13 protein-coding genes are annotated in these 16265 nt (G+C 69.0%); 3 read left to right on the forward strand and 10 right to left on the reverse strand.

Annotation, left to right across the window (positions count from 1 at the left end):
• Window positions 1-55 precede the first annotated feature (55 nt).
• Entirely contained in the window at window positions 56-1153 is a 1098-nt protein-coding gene (locus tag BCM27_RS21170) for a GIY-YIG nuclease family protein (RefSeq protein WP_004021303.1), read from the reverse strand.
• Between the two features lie 128 nt (window positions 1154-1281).
• Here BCM27_RS21170 and BCM27_RS21175 point away from each other — a divergent pair, with 128 nt between their 5' ends.
• Both BCM27_RS21175 and BCM27_RS21180 read left to right on the forward strand, forming a co-directional pair.
• The gene (locus BCM27_RS21175) at window positions 1282-1878 is read left to right on the forward strand and encodes a TetR/AcrR family transcriptional regulator (protein ID WP_004021302.1); all 597 of its coding nucleotides are present in this window, start codon (window positions 1282-1284) and stop codon (window positions 1876-1878) included.
• Complete coding sequence (locus BCM27_RS21180) at window positions 1875-3440, forward strand: MFS transporter (protein ID WP_004021301.1); 1566 nt, start codon at window positions 1875-1877, stop codon at window positions 3438-3440. Before BCM27_RS21175 ends, BCM27_RS21180 begins: the two co-directional genes overlap by 4 nt.
• A 6-nt stretch (window positions 3441-3446) precedes the next feature.
• On the opposite strand, the gene BCM27_RS21185 is transcribed toward BCM27_RS21180, so the two are convergent.
• From BCM27_RS21185 to BCM27_RS21225, 9 genes are all read right to left on the reverse strand, one after another.
• Complete coding sequence (locus tag BCM27_RS21185) at window positions 3447-4373, reverse strand: ABC transporter substrate-binding protein (protein ID WP_033206262.1); 927 nt, start codon at window positions 4371-4373, stop codon at window positions 3447-3449.
• A gap of 235 nt (window positions 4374-4608) precedes the next feature.
• On the reverse strand, window positions 4609-5325 hold the full coding sequence (locus BCM27_RS21190) for a class II aldolase/adducin family protein (protein WP_004021299.1): 717 nt from the start codon (window positions 5323-5325) through the stop codon (window positions 4609-4611).
• 67 nt (window positions 5326-5392) lie between these two features.
• Complete coding sequence (locus BCM27_RS21195; RefSeq protein ID WP_004021298.1) at window positions 5393-6565, reverse strand: LLM class flavin-dependent oxidoreductase; 1173 nt, start codon at window positions 6563-6565, stop codon at window positions 5393-5395.
• 43 nt (window positions 6566-6608) lie between these two features.
• Window positions 6609-7700, reverse strand: coding sequence for an LLM class oxidoreductase (locus BCM27_RS21200; protein WP_004021297.1), 1092 nt, complete (start codon window positions 7698-7700; stop codon window positions 6609-6611).
• Complete coding sequence (locus BCM27_RS21205) at window positions 7700-8800, reverse strand: ABC transporter substrate-binding protein (protein WP_004021296.1); 1101 nt, start codon at window positions 8798-8800, stop codon at window positions 7700-7702. Before BCM27_RS21205 ends, BCM27_RS21200 begins: the two co-directional genes overlap by 1 nt.
• Window positions 8801-8808: 8 nt before the next feature.
• Entirely contained in the window at window positions 8809-9606 is a 798-nt protein-coding gene (locus BCM27_RS21210) for an ABC transporter ATP-binding protein (protein WP_004021295.1), read from the reverse strand.
• Window positions 9603-10472: an ABC transporter permease gene (locus BCM27_RS21215; RefSeq protein WP_004021294.1), complete on the reverse strand. Its 870-nt coding sequence runs from the start codon at window positions 10470-10472 to the stop codon at window positions 9603-9605. Before BCM27_RS21215 ends, BCM27_RS21210 begins: the two co-directional genes overlap by 4 nt.
• Window positions 10469-11506 carry an NrtA/SsuA/CpmA family ABC transporter substrate-binding protein gene (locus tag BCM27_RS21220; RefSeq protein ID WP_004021293.1) on the reverse strand — a complete coding sequence of 346 codons (1038 nt, stop codon included), beginning with the start codon at window positions 11504-11506 and terminating at the stop codon, window positions 10469-10471. The genes BCM27_RS21215 and BCM27_RS21220 overlap by 4 nt, the downstream gene beginning before the upstream one ends.
• Window positions 11507-11613: 107 nt before the next feature.
• Window positions 11614-15348 (reverse strand): ABC transporter ATP-binding protein, encoded by a 3735-nt coding sequence (locus BCM27_RS21225; RefSeq protein WP_004021292.1) that lies wholly within the window; start codon window positions 15346-15348, stop codon window positions 11614-11616.
• A gap of 164 nt (window positions 15349-15512) precedes the next feature.
• Here BCM27_RS21225 and BCM27_RS21230 point away from each other — a divergent pair, with 164 nt between their 5' ends.
• The gene (locus tag BCM27_RS21230) at window positions 15513-16262 is read left to right on the forward strand and encodes an IclR family transcriptional regulator (protein WP_004021291.1); all 750 of its coding nucleotides are present in this window, start codon (window positions 15513-15515) and stop codon (window positions 16260-16262) included.
• The last annotated feature ends 3 nt before the right edge of the window (window positions 16263-16265 follow it).

The raw sequence follows: 16265 nt of genomic DNA on the forward strand, positions 1-16265 counted from the left end.
ACGTCGCGTCATTGGCGACAACAGCAGGATTCGTTCCAACGCCCGGCCGCCGGTCTCAGGACACGTGACCGTACGGGTGCCATCCGGAGGGGTTCCATTTACCGCCGCGCTCCCGCCGGACCTCGCGCAGGCTGGTCCCGACGTATCGCGCCTCGAGGTCGGGGTCGGGTTTCCCGGTGTACACCCACCGCTTCGGGTCGAGGTTGCCCTCGGCGTCGCGATAGGACTCCCAGTAGTCGACGCGATGGACCGCACGGACGAGGTCGTCGGCGAAGACCAACACGGGCAGGTCCGGAACGGTCCGGTGCGGTCCCGCGCGCCAGGCGCTGCGAGAGAGTTCGTAGATGACGTCGGCGGTGGCGTCGCCCCGGGCCGCCGGGTCGACCTTCACCAGGACGCACGGATCCGGTAGCGGCGGCGACACCGGCGCCGCATATCTCAAGACGAGTTCTTCGATTCGCCACGGCCCCTGCGCGTTCGGCGCTTCCGACGAGCCCGGCCCGGCGAGGGCGACGACGTCGAGTCCCGAGCGTTGCAGCGAGGTCGCATGCAGCTCAGCAGAATCCGCAGTGCCGATGTCGTAGTGCAGAATCCAGTGCTCGACGCCGAACCCGTCGGCATCGATGTCGCGGATGCGTTCTTCGATCGCATCCGCGATCGCCACCGGATCGTCGTCACCCACGATGTCGGCGGGGTCCGGCACGACGCCCGCCAGTGCGGCGGCCGAATGGCGATGCACACGGTCACCACGACCCGCACCGACGTGGAACAAGGACGAGTCCCGCGGATCGACGAGCGCGTACACATAGACGCCGAGCGCGGACTGCGCCTCGTACGGAACCGGTTTCGGCGGGCCGGGTGGCGGGACCGTGACCGGTCGCAGCAGGGCGAGCACCTCGTCGACAACCGACGGCCGGACACCGAGCCCGCCCCCGGTGACCCCGCCGAAGACGACTTCGCCGGCACGCTCCCGGTCGACGAACCGCCGGCCGGCGAATCGGTCGACGGCGCGTATGACATCGGCGACCTCGGCGCGCCGCGCCGCAGCGCTCCGAGATGCTGTCCGCTCATCGCCGGGGTCGAGCATCTCGGCGAAGGCTGCCGACGAGAGGAAACTGTCGAGTGCCGCCCGTGGCAACTCGACCGCATCCATCCTGCGCACCGCCATGGTCGCATGATGCCAGCACTCGGTCCGGAAACCGCCGAAGCGTCAGTGTACGTTTGTACATGTACATACGTACATCAACGTCGAGAGGACCGGACCGTCATGAGAAGACCGTCATGACCGAGGCCCCGGTCCGTCGCCGCCGGAACCCCGAAGAACGTCGTCGCATCATCGTCGAGGCCGCCGCCACCCTGATCACCGAAGTCGGTTCCGACGGTCTCACCCACCGACTCGTCGCCAAACGCGCAGGTGTACCACTCGGTTCGACGACGCAGTACTTCGCCACGCTCGACGATCTGCGCGAGGCTGCGCTCGCCCATCTGGCCGACGACATCGACTCGGGCCTGGCCGACGTCGCGGAGACACTCGGCGAGCACGGCCCGTCGGCCGCGGTCTTCGCCGAGGCGCTCCACGAGTACCTGTCCGACGAGCGGCTGATCCGTGCCGACCTCGCCCTCGTGTCGGCCGCGGTGATCGACCCCTCGCTCCGTCCGCTCGCGATTCGGTGGACCGACGGACTGGTCGAGACGCTGATACCCCATGTCGGGCGGACTGCCGCCCGCGCCATCGCCGCGTACACCGACGGGGTGGCGATGCACGCACTCCTCTACGGGTCACCGCTGTCAATCGACGACCTGACGGCCACCCTGACCGCTCTCACCGCGCTGCCCTCCACCCCCTCGACCACCGATCAGAACCGGAGCCGACGATGACGCAGCATTCATCGAAGACCACCTCGTCACCCGGCATGCCCGGCGCCGGACAGGACCTGTCCGTCCGGCGCCGGTGGGCGTCGGCCGCGGTGCTGTCGGCCAGCCTGCTGGTCATCACCGTCGATCTGACGATCCTCAACGTCGCGCTGCCCGATCTGGCCGCCGACCTCCGCCCGACCGCCGATCAGCAGTTGTGGATCATCGACGCCTACTCGCTCGTCCTGGCCGGCCTGCTGCTCTCGATGAGCTCGCTCGCCGATCGGTGGGGCCGAAAGCGGATGCTGGTCACGGGCTTCGCGGTGTTCGGCGGCGCCTCGGCACTCGTGCTCCTGGCCGATTCACCCGGAGCGGTGATCGCGGTGCGGGTGCTGCTGGGTGTCGGCGGCGCGATGATCATGCCGACCACACTGTCGCTGCTGCGCAGCATCTTCACCGACCCCGCCGAACGAGCCACCGCACTCGGGCTGTGGGCCGCGGTGTCGGGTCTGGGTGCGGCCATCGGCCCGATCGTCGGCGGCGTTCTGCTGGAGTACTTCTCGTGGCGCGCCGCGTTCCTGGTCAACGTTCCACTGATGGCCGTCGCCATCGTTGCCGCCCTGCTGATCCTGCCGGAGTCGAGGCATCCGCAGCCGGGCCGGTGGGATGCTGTCGGCGCATTGATGTCGATCGTCGGCATGGTGGCGCTCGTCTGGGCGATCAAGCGGTTCGCCAAGGAGGAGAGCCTCCTCGCACCGGCGGCCTGGTTGGCCCTGCTCGGCGCGATTCTCGTCCTGACCCTGTTCGTGCGGCGATGCCTGCGTCGCACCGAACCGCTCCTCGACGTCTCCCTCTTCCGCAGCCGGCCCTTCAGCGCCGGTGTCCTGGCAGCGCTCGGGTCGATGTTCGGACTGGCAGCGGCACTGCTGCTGCTGGCGCAATGGCTCCAGCTGGTCGAGGGCCACTCCCCGATCGCGGCCGGGATCCGGTTGCTGCCGGTGGCGGGAGCGGCGATCGTGTCCTCGATGATCGCCGCCCCGCTGTCCCGCCTGATCGGCGCGCGTGCCGTCGTGGCCGGCGGCATCGGCATCGCCGGTGTCGGCATGGCCCTGATGTCGCTCGGTTCCGACGGACTCGGTTACGGCACGGTCGCCGTCGCCCAGGTCCTCGTCGGCTTCGGCATCGGCTCGCTGGCGATCGCGTCGGCGATGATCATGGCCGGGACCCCGGATGCCAAGGCGGGCAACGCCGCTGCGCTGGAGGAGACCGCGTACGACCTCGGCAACGTGCTCGGCGTCGCCATCCTGGGCAGCGTCGCGTCGATCCTGTACCGGTCCACACTGACCGCCGAACCGATCCCCGGTGTACCGGATGAGGTGACCGATGCGGCCGCCGAATCCCTCGGCGCCGCGATGGGTCTCGCCGAGGCGGCCGGTGCGCCGGGCCTCGCGGAGCGGGCGGCGACCGCGTTCACCGACGCCATGCAGGAGACGAGCCTGATCGGCGGGCTCACGCTCGTCGCCGTCGCCGCGGCCGTCTTCGTGCTCGTGCCGCGCGGCACGGATGTCACGGCCGCGCAGCACTGACGCCCGTCACGACGCGGTGACGACAGCCTCGGCCGAGGGGAGAACAGCCTCGCGCACCCGGACGGCCCGCGGGAGCAGACCGTTCGCGTGGAGGAGGTCGGCGGCACGCTGCTGCTCGTCGAGGAAGTCCTCCGTGACGGGCCCGATTCCGAACGGCCGGTTGCGGATGGCGGCTTCCCAGGCGTCGAGACTCGCGTCGCCACCCCGATCGACGACGTCCTGCACGAAGTACTCGGCCGCCTCTCGGGGATGATCGACGATCCACTGATCCGACTCACGGAGCGCGTCGACGATGGCGGCCAGTTCCGCGGGATGCTGTTCGGCGAAGTCGCGTCGGGTGAACCACAGCGACGGGTGGCTGAACAGGCCCTCGGTGTCGATCAGAGTCCGGAGTTCGAGATCACGCTCGACGGCGGCCAGGCCGGGGTAGGCGCCGACCCAGGCGTCGATCGTGCCATTGCGGAACAGGTCGGCGCCATCGGTGACCGAGGTGTTGACGGGAATGATGTCGCGCCAGGTCAATCCGACCGAGTCGAGCGCGAACAGCAGCAGTGTCGTCTGCCACGAACCGTGGGCGATGCCCACCCGCTTGCCCTTCAGTGCGGTCACCGAGTCGATGTCCGAGTCGGCCTTCACGACGAGACGCCCGTTCTCGGTGCGCGGTCCGGACACCCCGACGTAGACCAGGTCGCGCTCCTGCGCCAGACCGGTGATCGGCGGCGTGAAGCCCGTGCCGATGAAGTCGTATCCGCCCTCGGTGAACAGCCAATCCGAGTGCAGCGTGGGCAGGCCCGTGGTCGGGTCCGGCTCCGATGTGGCGGGCAGGCTGCGCAGATCGACCCACTCGACGTCGATGCGCTGCTCCAGGATGCCCCGGTGGCGGAGCACGAACAGGGAATTGTTGTGCGGGAAATAGCCGACTCGAACGGTCATTGTCTCTCTCGATTCCGGCAGCCTCGCGGCCGTCATTGTTGGTATTCCTGGTGACTGCGATAGCGACCACACCCCTGCTCCCTGAGGTGCGAGGAGCGATAGCGACGAGCCTCGAAGGGCTGGCGAGGCGGGTCATCACGCCCTTCGTGGCTCGCTTCGCTCGCACCTCAGGGAGCAGTGGTGGGTCACTTCTTCTCGGATGGGGGCATAGGGAGGCTCGCGCCTCAGGCAGGGGTCAGAGTTCGGGGATGAGGCCGCGCTCGCGTGCCTCGGACAGCAGACCGCTGCGCTTCCACTGGACCTCGAGGTTGGTGGGGTGGAACTCCGCCGACCCGCCGAGTCCTTCGGCGATCGCCTGGAACTGGGCGCCCTCCTCCAGCAGGACGATGAACTTCGCGGTGTCGAGCAGTCCCCGACGGCCGATCACGTTGGACCCGCCGTTGGCCTCGAAGATCGCGGCGAGGTGCGGATCCTCCTGGAGACGCTCGAGGATGAACTCCGACGCCGGCTGGTGACGATTGATGTGCGGCTTGATCTCCCGGGACAGCGTCAGCCGCTGGGAGGCCGCGTACCGGATCGGGAGGGTCCGGTGGGTCTGCGCCCAGGCACCCAGCCAGGGCGTGTGAATGTGCACGACGGTCGTGATGTCCTCGTGGGCCCGGAACACCGGCGCGTACGATGTCACGAAACCCGCTGCGCCCGATCCGGACAGGATCTCCCCGTCGAAGGTCGCGACCACGGGGTGCACGGTCAGGTCGTCGGCCCAGGGACCCGGGTCGTTCAGTGCGACGGCGATCTCACGGCCGGGTACGCGTTCGACGAAGTTGGCGGTGCCGTTCGCCGACACCGTCCCGGTGGTCCGGAAGACGTCGAACGCCTTCTGTGCGTGCTCGGTCGCCTCGGCGACGAATTCGGCGACCTCGCGGTCGAGGCCGGTTTCTACGGTGGTCATGTCTCTCCTTGCGTCACATGGGTTGTCTGTCTTCGGCGATGGCGTGTGATAGAGAAAGCGCTGCTGCTCAGGCCACGCCCAGAGCGGAACCGGCGGTGTTCTCGGCGCGGCCGAGCCGCGATCGTCCCAGGAGCGGGAGGACCTCCTCGCCCACGCGGTAGGCCTCCTCGAGATGGGGGTTGCCCGCCAGGATGAAGGCGTCGACGCCGAGATCGATCAGCTCGTCGAGCCGTTCGGCGACCTGCTCATAGCTGCCGACCAACCCGAACGCCGGGCCGCCGCGCATCAGGCTGAATCCGCACCACACGTTGGGCTGGACCTCGAGATCGGAATAGTGGGTGATGTTCTCGGGCACCCAGCCCTTGATCCGGCCCGCGCCGACGGAGTCGCCCTGCGCCTGGCGGTTCGCCGCCGCGCGGTCGACGTGCTGCCAGCCCTCGGCGATCTCCGCCCACGCCGCCTCGGCGGTGTGCCGGGCGAGCACGTCGATGCGGACGGCGAACCGCGGACGCCGTCCCAGCCGCGCCGCGTGCTCGCGTACCCCGTCGAACTTGGCACGCAGATCCGCGAAGGGTTCGAGCCAGGACAGGTAGTAATCGGCGTGGCTGCCCGCGGCGTTGACCGCGGCGCCGGACGACCCGGAGAAGTAGATCTCCGGAAACGGTGTCTCGGCGAGTTGTGGTGGCAGCACCGCACCCTCGGTGGCGAAGAAGTCGCCGTCGTAGTCGAACGGCTCACTCCCCCATACGCCCTTGAGGACGTCGAGGAACTCGCTGGTCCGGCGATAGCGGTCGTCGTGGGCGACCTTGTCACCCCACCACAGCTGCGCCGGGCCGCCGCCCCCGCTGATGATGTTGTAGACGAGGCGTCCTCCAGTCGCGCGCTGCAGGCTGGCCGACATCCGGGCGGCCTGCAGCGGATGCAGGAACCCCGGCTGGAACGCGACCATGAACCGGTATGTGCTGGTCTCTCGGGCCAGCGCCGCAGCAGCCGCCCACGGATCGTCGGTCCCGGGGAACGACGGGAGCAACCCGCCGACGAAGCCGGCGCTCTCCGAGGCCTTGGCCACGGCCGCCATGTGGTCGATGTAGCTGTACGAGTCACGTTCTCCCGCACGGATCGCCGGCGTCAGGTTGCCCGGCTGGACGCCGCGCCAGTCGCCCCGGTTGAGCCGGCGCGGCGTGCGCAGGGTGGCATGGTCGCCACCCATGCCTATCCGCCAGTAGAAGTCGATGGTCATGGGTCTCCGCTCGTCGATGGGAAACGGGTCGGTCAGGGAACGGTCAGGACAAGACGCGGTTTCGTTCGTCCGCCCGGAAGAGGAGGTGCTCGGTGTTGCGATTGAGTTCCTCGATGTTCGGTATGCCGGACAGGACGAACCGCTGGAAACCCTGCTCGGACAGTCCGACGATCCGTTGCGCGACATCGTCGTACGAGCCGACCAGACCGATCGGGTGGCGGTGGCCGATCCGGTCGAACCCGGCGAACGTGAGGTCGTCGACCCAGAGATCCTCGGCGCGGATGTCGGCGTCCGCGCCGTAGGCGTCACGCCATTGACGGCGCAGGCGTTGCACCGCCTCGTCTTTCGTCGCGCGTGCGATCACCGGTAGGTAGAGGCCCGCCTCGACGGTCCGTCCGAGTGCGGCCGCCCGTTCGGAGAGCGATCCGATCGCGGGTGCCGCGCCGGTCGAGGACAGTTCGAACAGATGGATGTCGCCGTGCCTGGCCGACAGCGCGAGCGCGTCGTCGCTCTCCCCGGTCAGGCGGACGGTCGGGAATCGATGGCCGTGCACCGACCGGTCGAGCCCGCCGTCGATGACCTCGTAGAACTCGCCCGCGTGGTTGAACTCGCCACCGTCGAAACCACCCTGGCGTCCTCCGGCCCCGTCCCACACCCCTTTCGCCACGGTCAGGAATTCGTCCGCTCGGCGGTAGCGCGCGGTTTCCGTCAGTCGATCTCCGCGAGCCCGGTTGTCCGCGGCGTCGGTCACCACGCGCACCTGCCACTGCAGCCGGTCGTCGGAGTTCCGCTGCAGGGTCGCCGACACCTTCGCCGCGTAGACGGGTGTCCCGAAACCGGGATGGAACTCGACGGCGACGCGCGCATGTCGCGTGCGTCGCAACGCGATACCCGCCAGGATCCACGATTCCTCTCCGGCGGGGTCGTACGGGGCGATCACCGAGTCGTAGCCTGCGGTGTCGATCGCGGTGATCACCTGCTCGGTCGGATCGAACGGATCCCACCGGCCACCCGTTCGCAGGTCGGTGGCCACCGCGGATCCGGGCGTGGGCGCCCAGCCACCGCGGTGCCTCCCGACGGAGCCGACGTGCCTGCTGTCGCCGCGAGTCGGCACCTCCCATTCGAACGCGACCATCACGCTTCTCCGGAGATCTCTGAGATGGGTGTGGCCCCACCGATCTCGGCGCGCGCACGCCGCAGTGGCTCGACGTCGACCCAGCTCTCGATGTCGAAGTCGGCGGGCAGGAAACCATAGGTGTAGAGGAAGCGCTTCTGGACTCCCAGCAGATCCAGCCGCTCCTCGGAGAGCGATGGGTGTAACGAGGTGTGGAAGCCGTCGCCATACGCCGCCGCGACGCCTTCTGGCCCCGAGAACGTCTCCTGCGCAAGCACTTCACGGACCGTTCCGAGATTTCCGGCCGCCCAGTCGGCCGCACGGAGGCTGGCGGCGAGGAAACCGACGACGACCTCGGGATGATCCTGCAGCAGCGACTCGTGGACGGTGATCGGCCGCGGCGTACCGTTGTTGACCCGCGACCGCCTCGACTCGGTCGAATCGAGGTCGACGAGGACCCGCAGACCGTGCTCGGCGGCGGCCTCAGCGGCCCGGGCACCCTTCACGTAGATGGCGTCGACGTCACCGTTGAGCAGTTCCGGGAAACCGGACGGCACCGATCGCAACCGAGCCGCTTCCTCGGTGCGTACGCGTGGTTCCCAGTTGCCGGCCGTCTCGACGACGATCACGTCGCCGAACGAGAGTCCGGCGAGTGCCAGCGCGGAAGCGAAGCCGTGCAACGACATCGCGCGCGGAAAGCTGCGTGCCTGGTCGACCGCCCACGCGGGAACACCGACTCGTCTACCGCGGAGCCCGGCGGCATCGTCGATGTCGGAGTCGGGTCCCACCAGAATCGACTGCGACTCGTCGATCCAGGTCAGTCCGATCAGACGTGTCGGCGAACCCGAGGCGCGGGCGACGATCGCCGGCACGTTGCCGCCTTCGCGGATCAGGCCCGACAGCTGATGATCGAAGTGGCGGGGCGCGAGTTCGGCGCCCGCGTCCTGGAGGATCGAGAATCGCAGGCCCGCAGCCGATGCCGGCTCGCCGAGCCAACCCAGGCTGTTGGCCAGACCACTGGCGGTGGGGACCGGGCACCGGGTGTACCAGACGGTGTCGGCATCGGTAGCGCCCGCCGGGGTGGTCGCGGTGTCGATGGGAGTCACGCTGTCGATGGTCATGATGTTCCTCAACTCTCGGTGTCGGGATGTATGCGGCCGACGCCGAGTTCGCGGAGGAACTCGGCGCGGTAGCGGAGCGATTCGGGGTCGGAGCGGTCACGTGGGCGGGGCAGGTCGATGTCCTCGTCGACGCCGAAGGTGCCGTGCGACAGGATGATCACGCGGTCGGCCAGCCGGACCGCCTCGTCGACATCGTGGGTCACGAGAAGCACCGCGGGCTGGTGTCGGGCCACCAGGTCGCCGACCAGGTCCTGCATCTGGAGCCGGGTGAGGGCGTCGAGTGCCGCGAACGGTTCGTCGAGCAGCAGCAGTTCCGGTTCGCGGACGAGAGCCCGGGCCAGCGCGACACGCTGCGCCTCACCGCCGGACAGAGTCGCCGGCCAGGCGTCGGCCTTGTCCGCGAGGTTGACCTCCGCCAGCGCGGCCCGACCGCGGTCCTTGGTGCTCTTGCCACCACGCTGACCGATGGTCACGTTGGCCAGCGCCCGCTTCGAGGGCACCAGCCTCGGCTCCTGGTAGACCGTCGTGCGTGCTGCGGGGACGAGGATCTCGCCGGAGTCGGGCTCTTCGAGGCCGGTCAGCAACCGCAGCAGCGTCGTCTTCCCGGTTCCCGATGGACCGAGCAGCACCACGAACTCGCCGCGCCTGATGGTCAGGTCGACCGAGTGCAGCACGGTCTTCGGTCCGAAGGTCTTGGTCACTCCGGTCAGCGAGACCGCAACCGGTTGGCCCGCACGACGTTCGCGCGCGGTGACCTGCGTCGGCTGCCGTTCGAGGAGTGGGGGCAGCGGAGCCTCCGGGCTCATCGGACGGTCACCCCCGCCCGCCACGGCATCGAGTACTTCTCGAGGATGCGGACGATCAGGTCGAAGATCAGGCCGAGGATGGCGTACAGCACCACGCACAGGATCATGTAGTCGGTGCGGTTGTACTCCTGCGCCAGACTCACCAGATAACCGATGCCCTCTCGGGTGCCGACCTGCTCGGCGGCGATGAGTCCGGTGATCGAGATCGACAGGCAGATCCGGAGTGCCATCAGGATTCCCGGCAGCGCCGCCGGGATGATCACGCCGAGGATCAGACGGCCCCCGGTGAGCCCGAAACCCTGTGCCGCCTCGATCATCTTGCGGTCGACGTTGCGGACCCCGAGGTAGCTGTAGGCGTACATCGGCGACACCGTGGCGATGGCGATCAGCAGCACCTTGAAGGTGTTGTCGATGCCGAACCAGGCGATGAACAGGGGTACCAGCGCGAGGAACGGGATGGCCCGGTTGATCTGCATCGTCGAGTCGATGAGTTCCTCACCGAGGGTGTACAGGCCTGCGAGCACCCCGAGGATCAACCCGACGCCGACGCCCAGACCGACACCGAGCGCAGCGCGCTCCAGCGACGCCAGCGCGAAGTCGATGAGCTGACCGGTGCGGTAGAGCTCGACGAACGCGTCGAACACCGCCCCGGGTGAGGCCAGCACCGACGGTGAGATCGTGCCGGTGGCGGTGCCGATCCACCAGACGGCCACGATGACCCCGGGCACCAGGAACCGCAGCGGCAGCGAGAGCCAGACGGGCCGGCTGCGTTGCTTCCGAGTCCGGGGGGTCTCCAGACCTATCCGTGACACCCGCTGCGATGCAGCGTCTCCCGCGGTGGACTTCGCGACCGTTGCCGAGGTCACTTCTGTCCGCTCTCGTACTTCTGCAACTGTGCGGGCAGATCGAAGAAGATGTCCTCGGCGGTGACCGGCTTCTGGATCACGCCGGCTTCGACGAACAGTGCCGACACCGATTCGAGGTCCTCACCGTCTTCCGCCGTGGGGTAACGCGGGGTCGACGCGTCGGCGCCGAGGGCGAGGGCGCGGGTGAGCCGGTCTCCGCTGAGCGCCCGAGGACCCGCCTTCTCGAAGACGTTCTCGTAGTCGTCGGGATTCTCCCGCTGCTGATCGGTCAACTGCTGCAACGTCTTCAGGTACACGTCGGCGACGTCTGGCCGCTCTTCGAGCACCTCGGTCCGGAAGGCGACGATGGTGTTGTCGACCGAACCGATGCTCTCCTCGGTGGCGATCTCGACCCCGCCGGCGGCCTTCGCCTCCTGGTAGGGCTGGTTGAAGGACGCCCACGCGTCGACCTGACCGGTGGAGAACGCCGACCCTGCCTCGGCCTGCTGCAGGGGCACCCGCTCGACCTTGTCGAACGGAATACCCGCCTGCTGCAACGCCTTCAGCGTGATGTACTCGCCCTTGCCCGCCGGATTGACCGCGATCCGCTTGCCGACGAGGCCGGCGACATCGGTGACCCCGGAGTCCTTGGTGACGAGGATGCCGTTCTGGTCCTTGCCGGCCGGGTCGGCCACCGCGATGATCTTGACGCCGACGTTCTTCGACAGGGCGCCGACGACCGGGCTGTAGGCACCGCCGGACACGTCGAGCTGGCCGGTGTTGAACAGCTTGAGGTTGGACGAGAAGCCCGGTGTCGAGTTGACCCATTCGATCTTGGCGCCGAGCGGGGCCAGCGCCTCGTCGAAGGTCCCGTCACGTTTGCCGACGGCCAGTGGCCCGGCGTTGCCCGGGTCGGTCACCTTGAGCACGTACTGGTCGCCACCGCCGGCAGCGTCGCCGTCCGAGTCGCCCGACGCACACCCGGTGGCGACGGTGAACAACGCTGCCGCTGCGACCGCGGCGGCGGCGAGGCGAAATCGTGGGGATCCGGGCATGAAGGGCTCCTGTTCGACAGGTGGAGACCGTGTTCAGGCGAACACGAGGACTGGGCTACCGCAGACGCTATGTGGACTCGGGCGCCGCGCACACCTCTGCGTTTCCATCAGTTGGAAAGCTTGACAACTTCGCTGAAGGCTGGGTCAGTCGGCGCGTAGCTCTCCCACAGATCGCGGTACGGACCCGGCCTCGACACCAGATCGGCATGGCGCCCGACCTGGACGGCCCGGCCGTCGCGCATCACGACGACCCGGTCCGCCCACGCGGCGGTGGTGAGTCGGTGCGCCACGAGGACCGTTGTGCGACTGCGTGCGACGGCTCGCAGCGCGGCGAGCACCTGGGCTTCGGTACCCGGATCGATGTCGGAGGTCGCCTCGTCGAGGATCAGCAGGTCCGGCTCGACGAGTTCGGCGCGCGCGAGACAGATCAGCTGCTGCTGTCCCGCAGACAGGGTGGCCCGGCCCGGCCCGACCGGTGTCTGGTAGCCGAGCGGAAGGGCCGCGATGCTCTCGTGCGCGCCGACCGACCTCGCCGCGCGCTCGATCTCCGCCTGCCCGGCGTCGGGACGCCCGAACGCGATGTTGGACGCGACCGTCCCGGCGAAGAGGTAGGGATCCTGTGGCACATAGGCGATCCTCGGCCGGGTGCGCGGTGAGCCGGGATCACGCAAGTCGACGCCGCCGACCCGGACGACGCCGCGGTCGGGCGAGTAGAACCGCAACAGCAGCTTCATCACGGTGCTCTTGCCCGCGCCGGTCGTGCCGACCACGGCCGCGGTCTCGCCGTCGGGGATGGCCAGGTCCAGCCCGTCGAGCGCAGGACGACCACGCGTCCGCGTCGTCGACGAGTAGCCGAACACCACCCGGTCGAATTCGACTGCTGCGCCGCTTGGTCCGGCTGTTCCGGTCGCCTCCGGCCGCACGTCCGCGTCGGCGGAGGTGTCGACAGGGGTGTCGAGGAAGCCGCGCATCCGCTGGGTGCCGACCCGAGCCTGAATCCAGAGGTCGAGCACGATCGACAACTGTTGGAGCGGGGTGAAGAACAGATCGACGTAGAGGAGCGCGGCGACCAGCACACCGGTGGTGAGCGTGCCCGCGTCCATGAGATGCGCGCCGACGATCAGGATGAGCGCCTTGGCCACCACCGCGAGCAGGTTCAGGAAGGGGAAGAACACCGAGATGTAGAGCATCGAACGGCGGCGCGCGTCGCGGTAGCGTCGCGAGTGCCCGTCGAAGGCGCCCGTCGCCCACTCCTCGGCGTTGTGCGCCTGGGTGACCCGCACCCGCCCGAGGTGTTCGGAGAGCAGCGCGGTGACGGTCGCGATGCGTGAACGTGCCTGCAGATAGGCCCGATTCGAGCCTCGGACGAAGACCCACGACCCCACCGCGAGCAACGGGATGGTGACGAGCATCGCGGCCGCAAGCCGGATGTCGAGCAGGGCCAGCACCGCCAGGATGCCAGCACACGTGCACACGTTGACGATCGCGTTGACCATGCCCTGCGTCATCAGCTGCCCGACCGCGTCCACATCGCTGGTGAGCCGGGTGACGATGCGGCCCGACTGCCGCCCGTCGAAATAGTCGATGCGCAGTCGCTGCAGGTGCCCGAACAGCCGGAGCCGCAGCGCGAAGAGCACCCGCTCGAAGACCCGCGCCGCCCGCAGCGCCAGCACCCACGAGTTCAGCCAGGACACCAGCGCTATCACCAGGACGATCGCGGTGGTCACCCAGAACACGGTCGTCGCGTCCACCGAGACACCCTTGTCGATGGCGTGGCGGAAGAGGGCGGGGACGGCCAGCGTCGTCGCCGCGTCGACGATGACCAGGACGACGCACAGCGCGACGGGCCACCAGAACGGCCGCAGGGAACCGGTCAGTCCGAAGACCCTGGTGCGCGCCGACCTCGGCGGCGGACGGTCGTCGCCGGGTGCGGGCACCTCGGTCAGCGGCGGGAGCGCCAGGAGCGCCTTGCGCAGGTGCGAGTCCACCTGCTGGACCTGCTTGCCGCTCTCGTCGGCGTCGAGACCCAACCGGGCCCGGATCACCGGGTCGGCGCCGGCCTCGTCGACTTCCGGCCAGCTCTCCGCACTCGGGATCGCCTGCCCTTCGTGAGGCCTGGTCGCGCCCCGGACCGCGCCGCCGGCCAGGAGCTCCGCGACGCGCGGGTCGGCGAGCACCGCCGACGGCGGACCGTCGTGCGTGATGCGACCTGCCTCGAGGACGATGACCTGGTCGGCGAGTTCGGTCGTCGCCGGCCGGCGCGCGATCAGGATCGTGGTCCGGCCGACCATCAGCCCTTCCAGGCCCGCCAACACCGTCCGCTCGGTCGTCGGGTCGAGCGCCGACGTCGTGTCGTCGAGGATCAGGACCGCCGGGTCGGCGAAGAAGGCGCGGGCGAGCGCAATCCTCTGGCGTTGACCGCCCGACAACGAGATCCCGCCCGGTCCGACCACGGTGTCGTAGCCCGCGGGCAGCCGCTCGATGAACTCATCGGCCGCGGCGGCGCGGGCAGCAGCGGCGATTCCCGCGTCGTCGGCCGGGGTCCCCATCGCGATGTTGTCGCGGAGGGTGCCGGAGAACAGCAGGCTCTCGTCGAACACCATCATCACCGCCGACCGCACCGACCGTGGCGACACGGCGCGCAGGTCGGTGCCGCCGATGCGCACCGTTCCCCGATCGGGATCGAACTGACGGGCGATGAGTGCGCCGAAGGTCGTCTTGCCCGCGCCGGACGGACCGATGATCGCGACCCGGCTGCCCGGGGCGATCGAGGTGGTCACACCACGCAGGACGGGGTGGCCGCCGAGCGCCAGGTGGACATCGGTCACCTCGATCGTCCCGCCCGGCGACGGGAGATCCGGACCGGTGGGGTCCACGGCCGGCACGGTGTCCAACAGCGCGAACACCCGGCGCGCCCCCGACCGAGCCAGCTGCATCGTCGTCACCATCGCCGCGAGCAGCCGCGCCGGAGGCGCGAATTGCAGTACGTACGAGGCGAATGCGAGGAAGACACCCACCGAGACGTGCTCGTTCATGGCCAGCCAACCGCCGACCACCAGGACGCCGAGCTGGGTGAAGACGGGGATCGCGACCATCGCCGCGCTCCACCGCGCCGAGATCCGCGCACTGCGCAGCCGCGAGGAGAACAGGCGGGTCGCGCGGGCGCGGAACCGATCCAGCCGCGTCGACTCCTGACCGAACGCCCGGATCAGTTCGACCCCGGAGATCTCCTCGTCGACCGCCGCGGCCACCTGGCCCAGCAACACCTGATCGCCGAACGACGCGGGATACAGTTCGCGGCGGAGCCGGCGGGTGACCCAGAACAGGACCGGGACGCTGGTCGCCACGACCACGAACAGCGGCGGGGACAGCGTGAACATCACGATCAGCCCGACCGCGAGCAACGTCAGGTTGGCGACGAACAGCGGCACCTGCGAGAGGAACATCTGGATCAGGTTGAGATCCGACGTGCCCCGCGAGATGACGTCGCCCGCAGCGAGTTCCGCGCGGCGTCGCGCATCGAGCGCGTGCAGGTGACGGTGGACCGCAACCCGCAGATCGTGCTGCACGTCGACGGCGCACCGGCTGCCGATGTAGCGGCGCAGCGCGTGGGAGACGAAGCTCAGCACGCCGATGGAACACAGGATCGCGATCCAGAACGCAAGGGACTGCGTCGGGTCGAGCAGGACGTCGTCGACGATGATCTGTTGGACCAGCGGCACCAGCGCCAGCAATCCCTGCCCCACCACCGCGAGCACGAGCGCCACCGACACCCGCCCGCGGTACGGGCGGACCCACTGCCAGAGCCGTCGCAACCAGCCCGCTCCACTCTCGTCGGTCACACGTCTCCTCATCGATCTCGCGATTGCCCTGATTGCTGAACTGCCGAGCTCGAACCGCGCTGATCCTGATGTCGACGGCTCACTCCGCGAGGAGTATCTTCCGAATAGTGGAAAGTGGCCAGGCACTGAATCAGGCCGATTTCTAATCGGGAGGCACGGAGGCGATGGCGGGTTCTGGTGTGCAGACCGTGTCGAGGGCGCTCGCCGTTCTCGGCTGTTTTCGCGGCGGGGACGAGCTCGGCGTCACGGATGTGGCACGCGCACAGGGCCTCGCCCTCAGCACGACGCACCGGCTGCTGACCGCGTTGGTCGACGCCGGGTTTCTCGAGAAGACCGCGGAGGGCAACAGATACCGCCTCGGCGGCGCGTTGGCGCAGTACGGCCAGATCGCCTACCGCCAGCACCGGATCTACCTCACCGAACCGCACCTGGAACGGCTCGCGGCCACCACCGGCGCATCAGCCTCGGTCGCGATGCGATACGGCAACGAGGTGGTGCTGCTGGGTACCAGCCGCTGGCGCGAAGCGGAGGGGCATGCCCTCCAGGGCGTCCTGCTCCCGCTGCACGCCTCCGCACTCGGCAAGGCGCTGCTCGCCTTCTCGAATGTCGGTCAGGACGAGCTCGAATGCCTCCCTTACGGAGACGGCACCGACCGTGCCGTCCGAAACGCCGACGAGCTCGCGAAAGAACTGGCCCTCACCCGCGAGCGGGGTTATGGCTTCAACGACGAGGAGCTGAGCCCGGGCCACCGCACCATCGGACTCCCCATCTTCCCGGCATCCGACGACCAGGAGGTGCGCTTCGCGTTGGGTATCCGTGGCGCAACCGAACTCATGAGTCCCGAACGCATCCCGTTCCTCGTGGATCTCGGCCGGTCCACCGCTCGCGACATCGGCGTCGCACTTACGCAGTGAGCG

Source organism: Gordonia terrae (genome assembly GCF_001698225.1).
Classification (GTDB): Bacteria; Actinomycetota; Actinomycetes; order Mycobacteriales; family Mycobacteriaceae; genus Gordonia; species Gordonia terrae.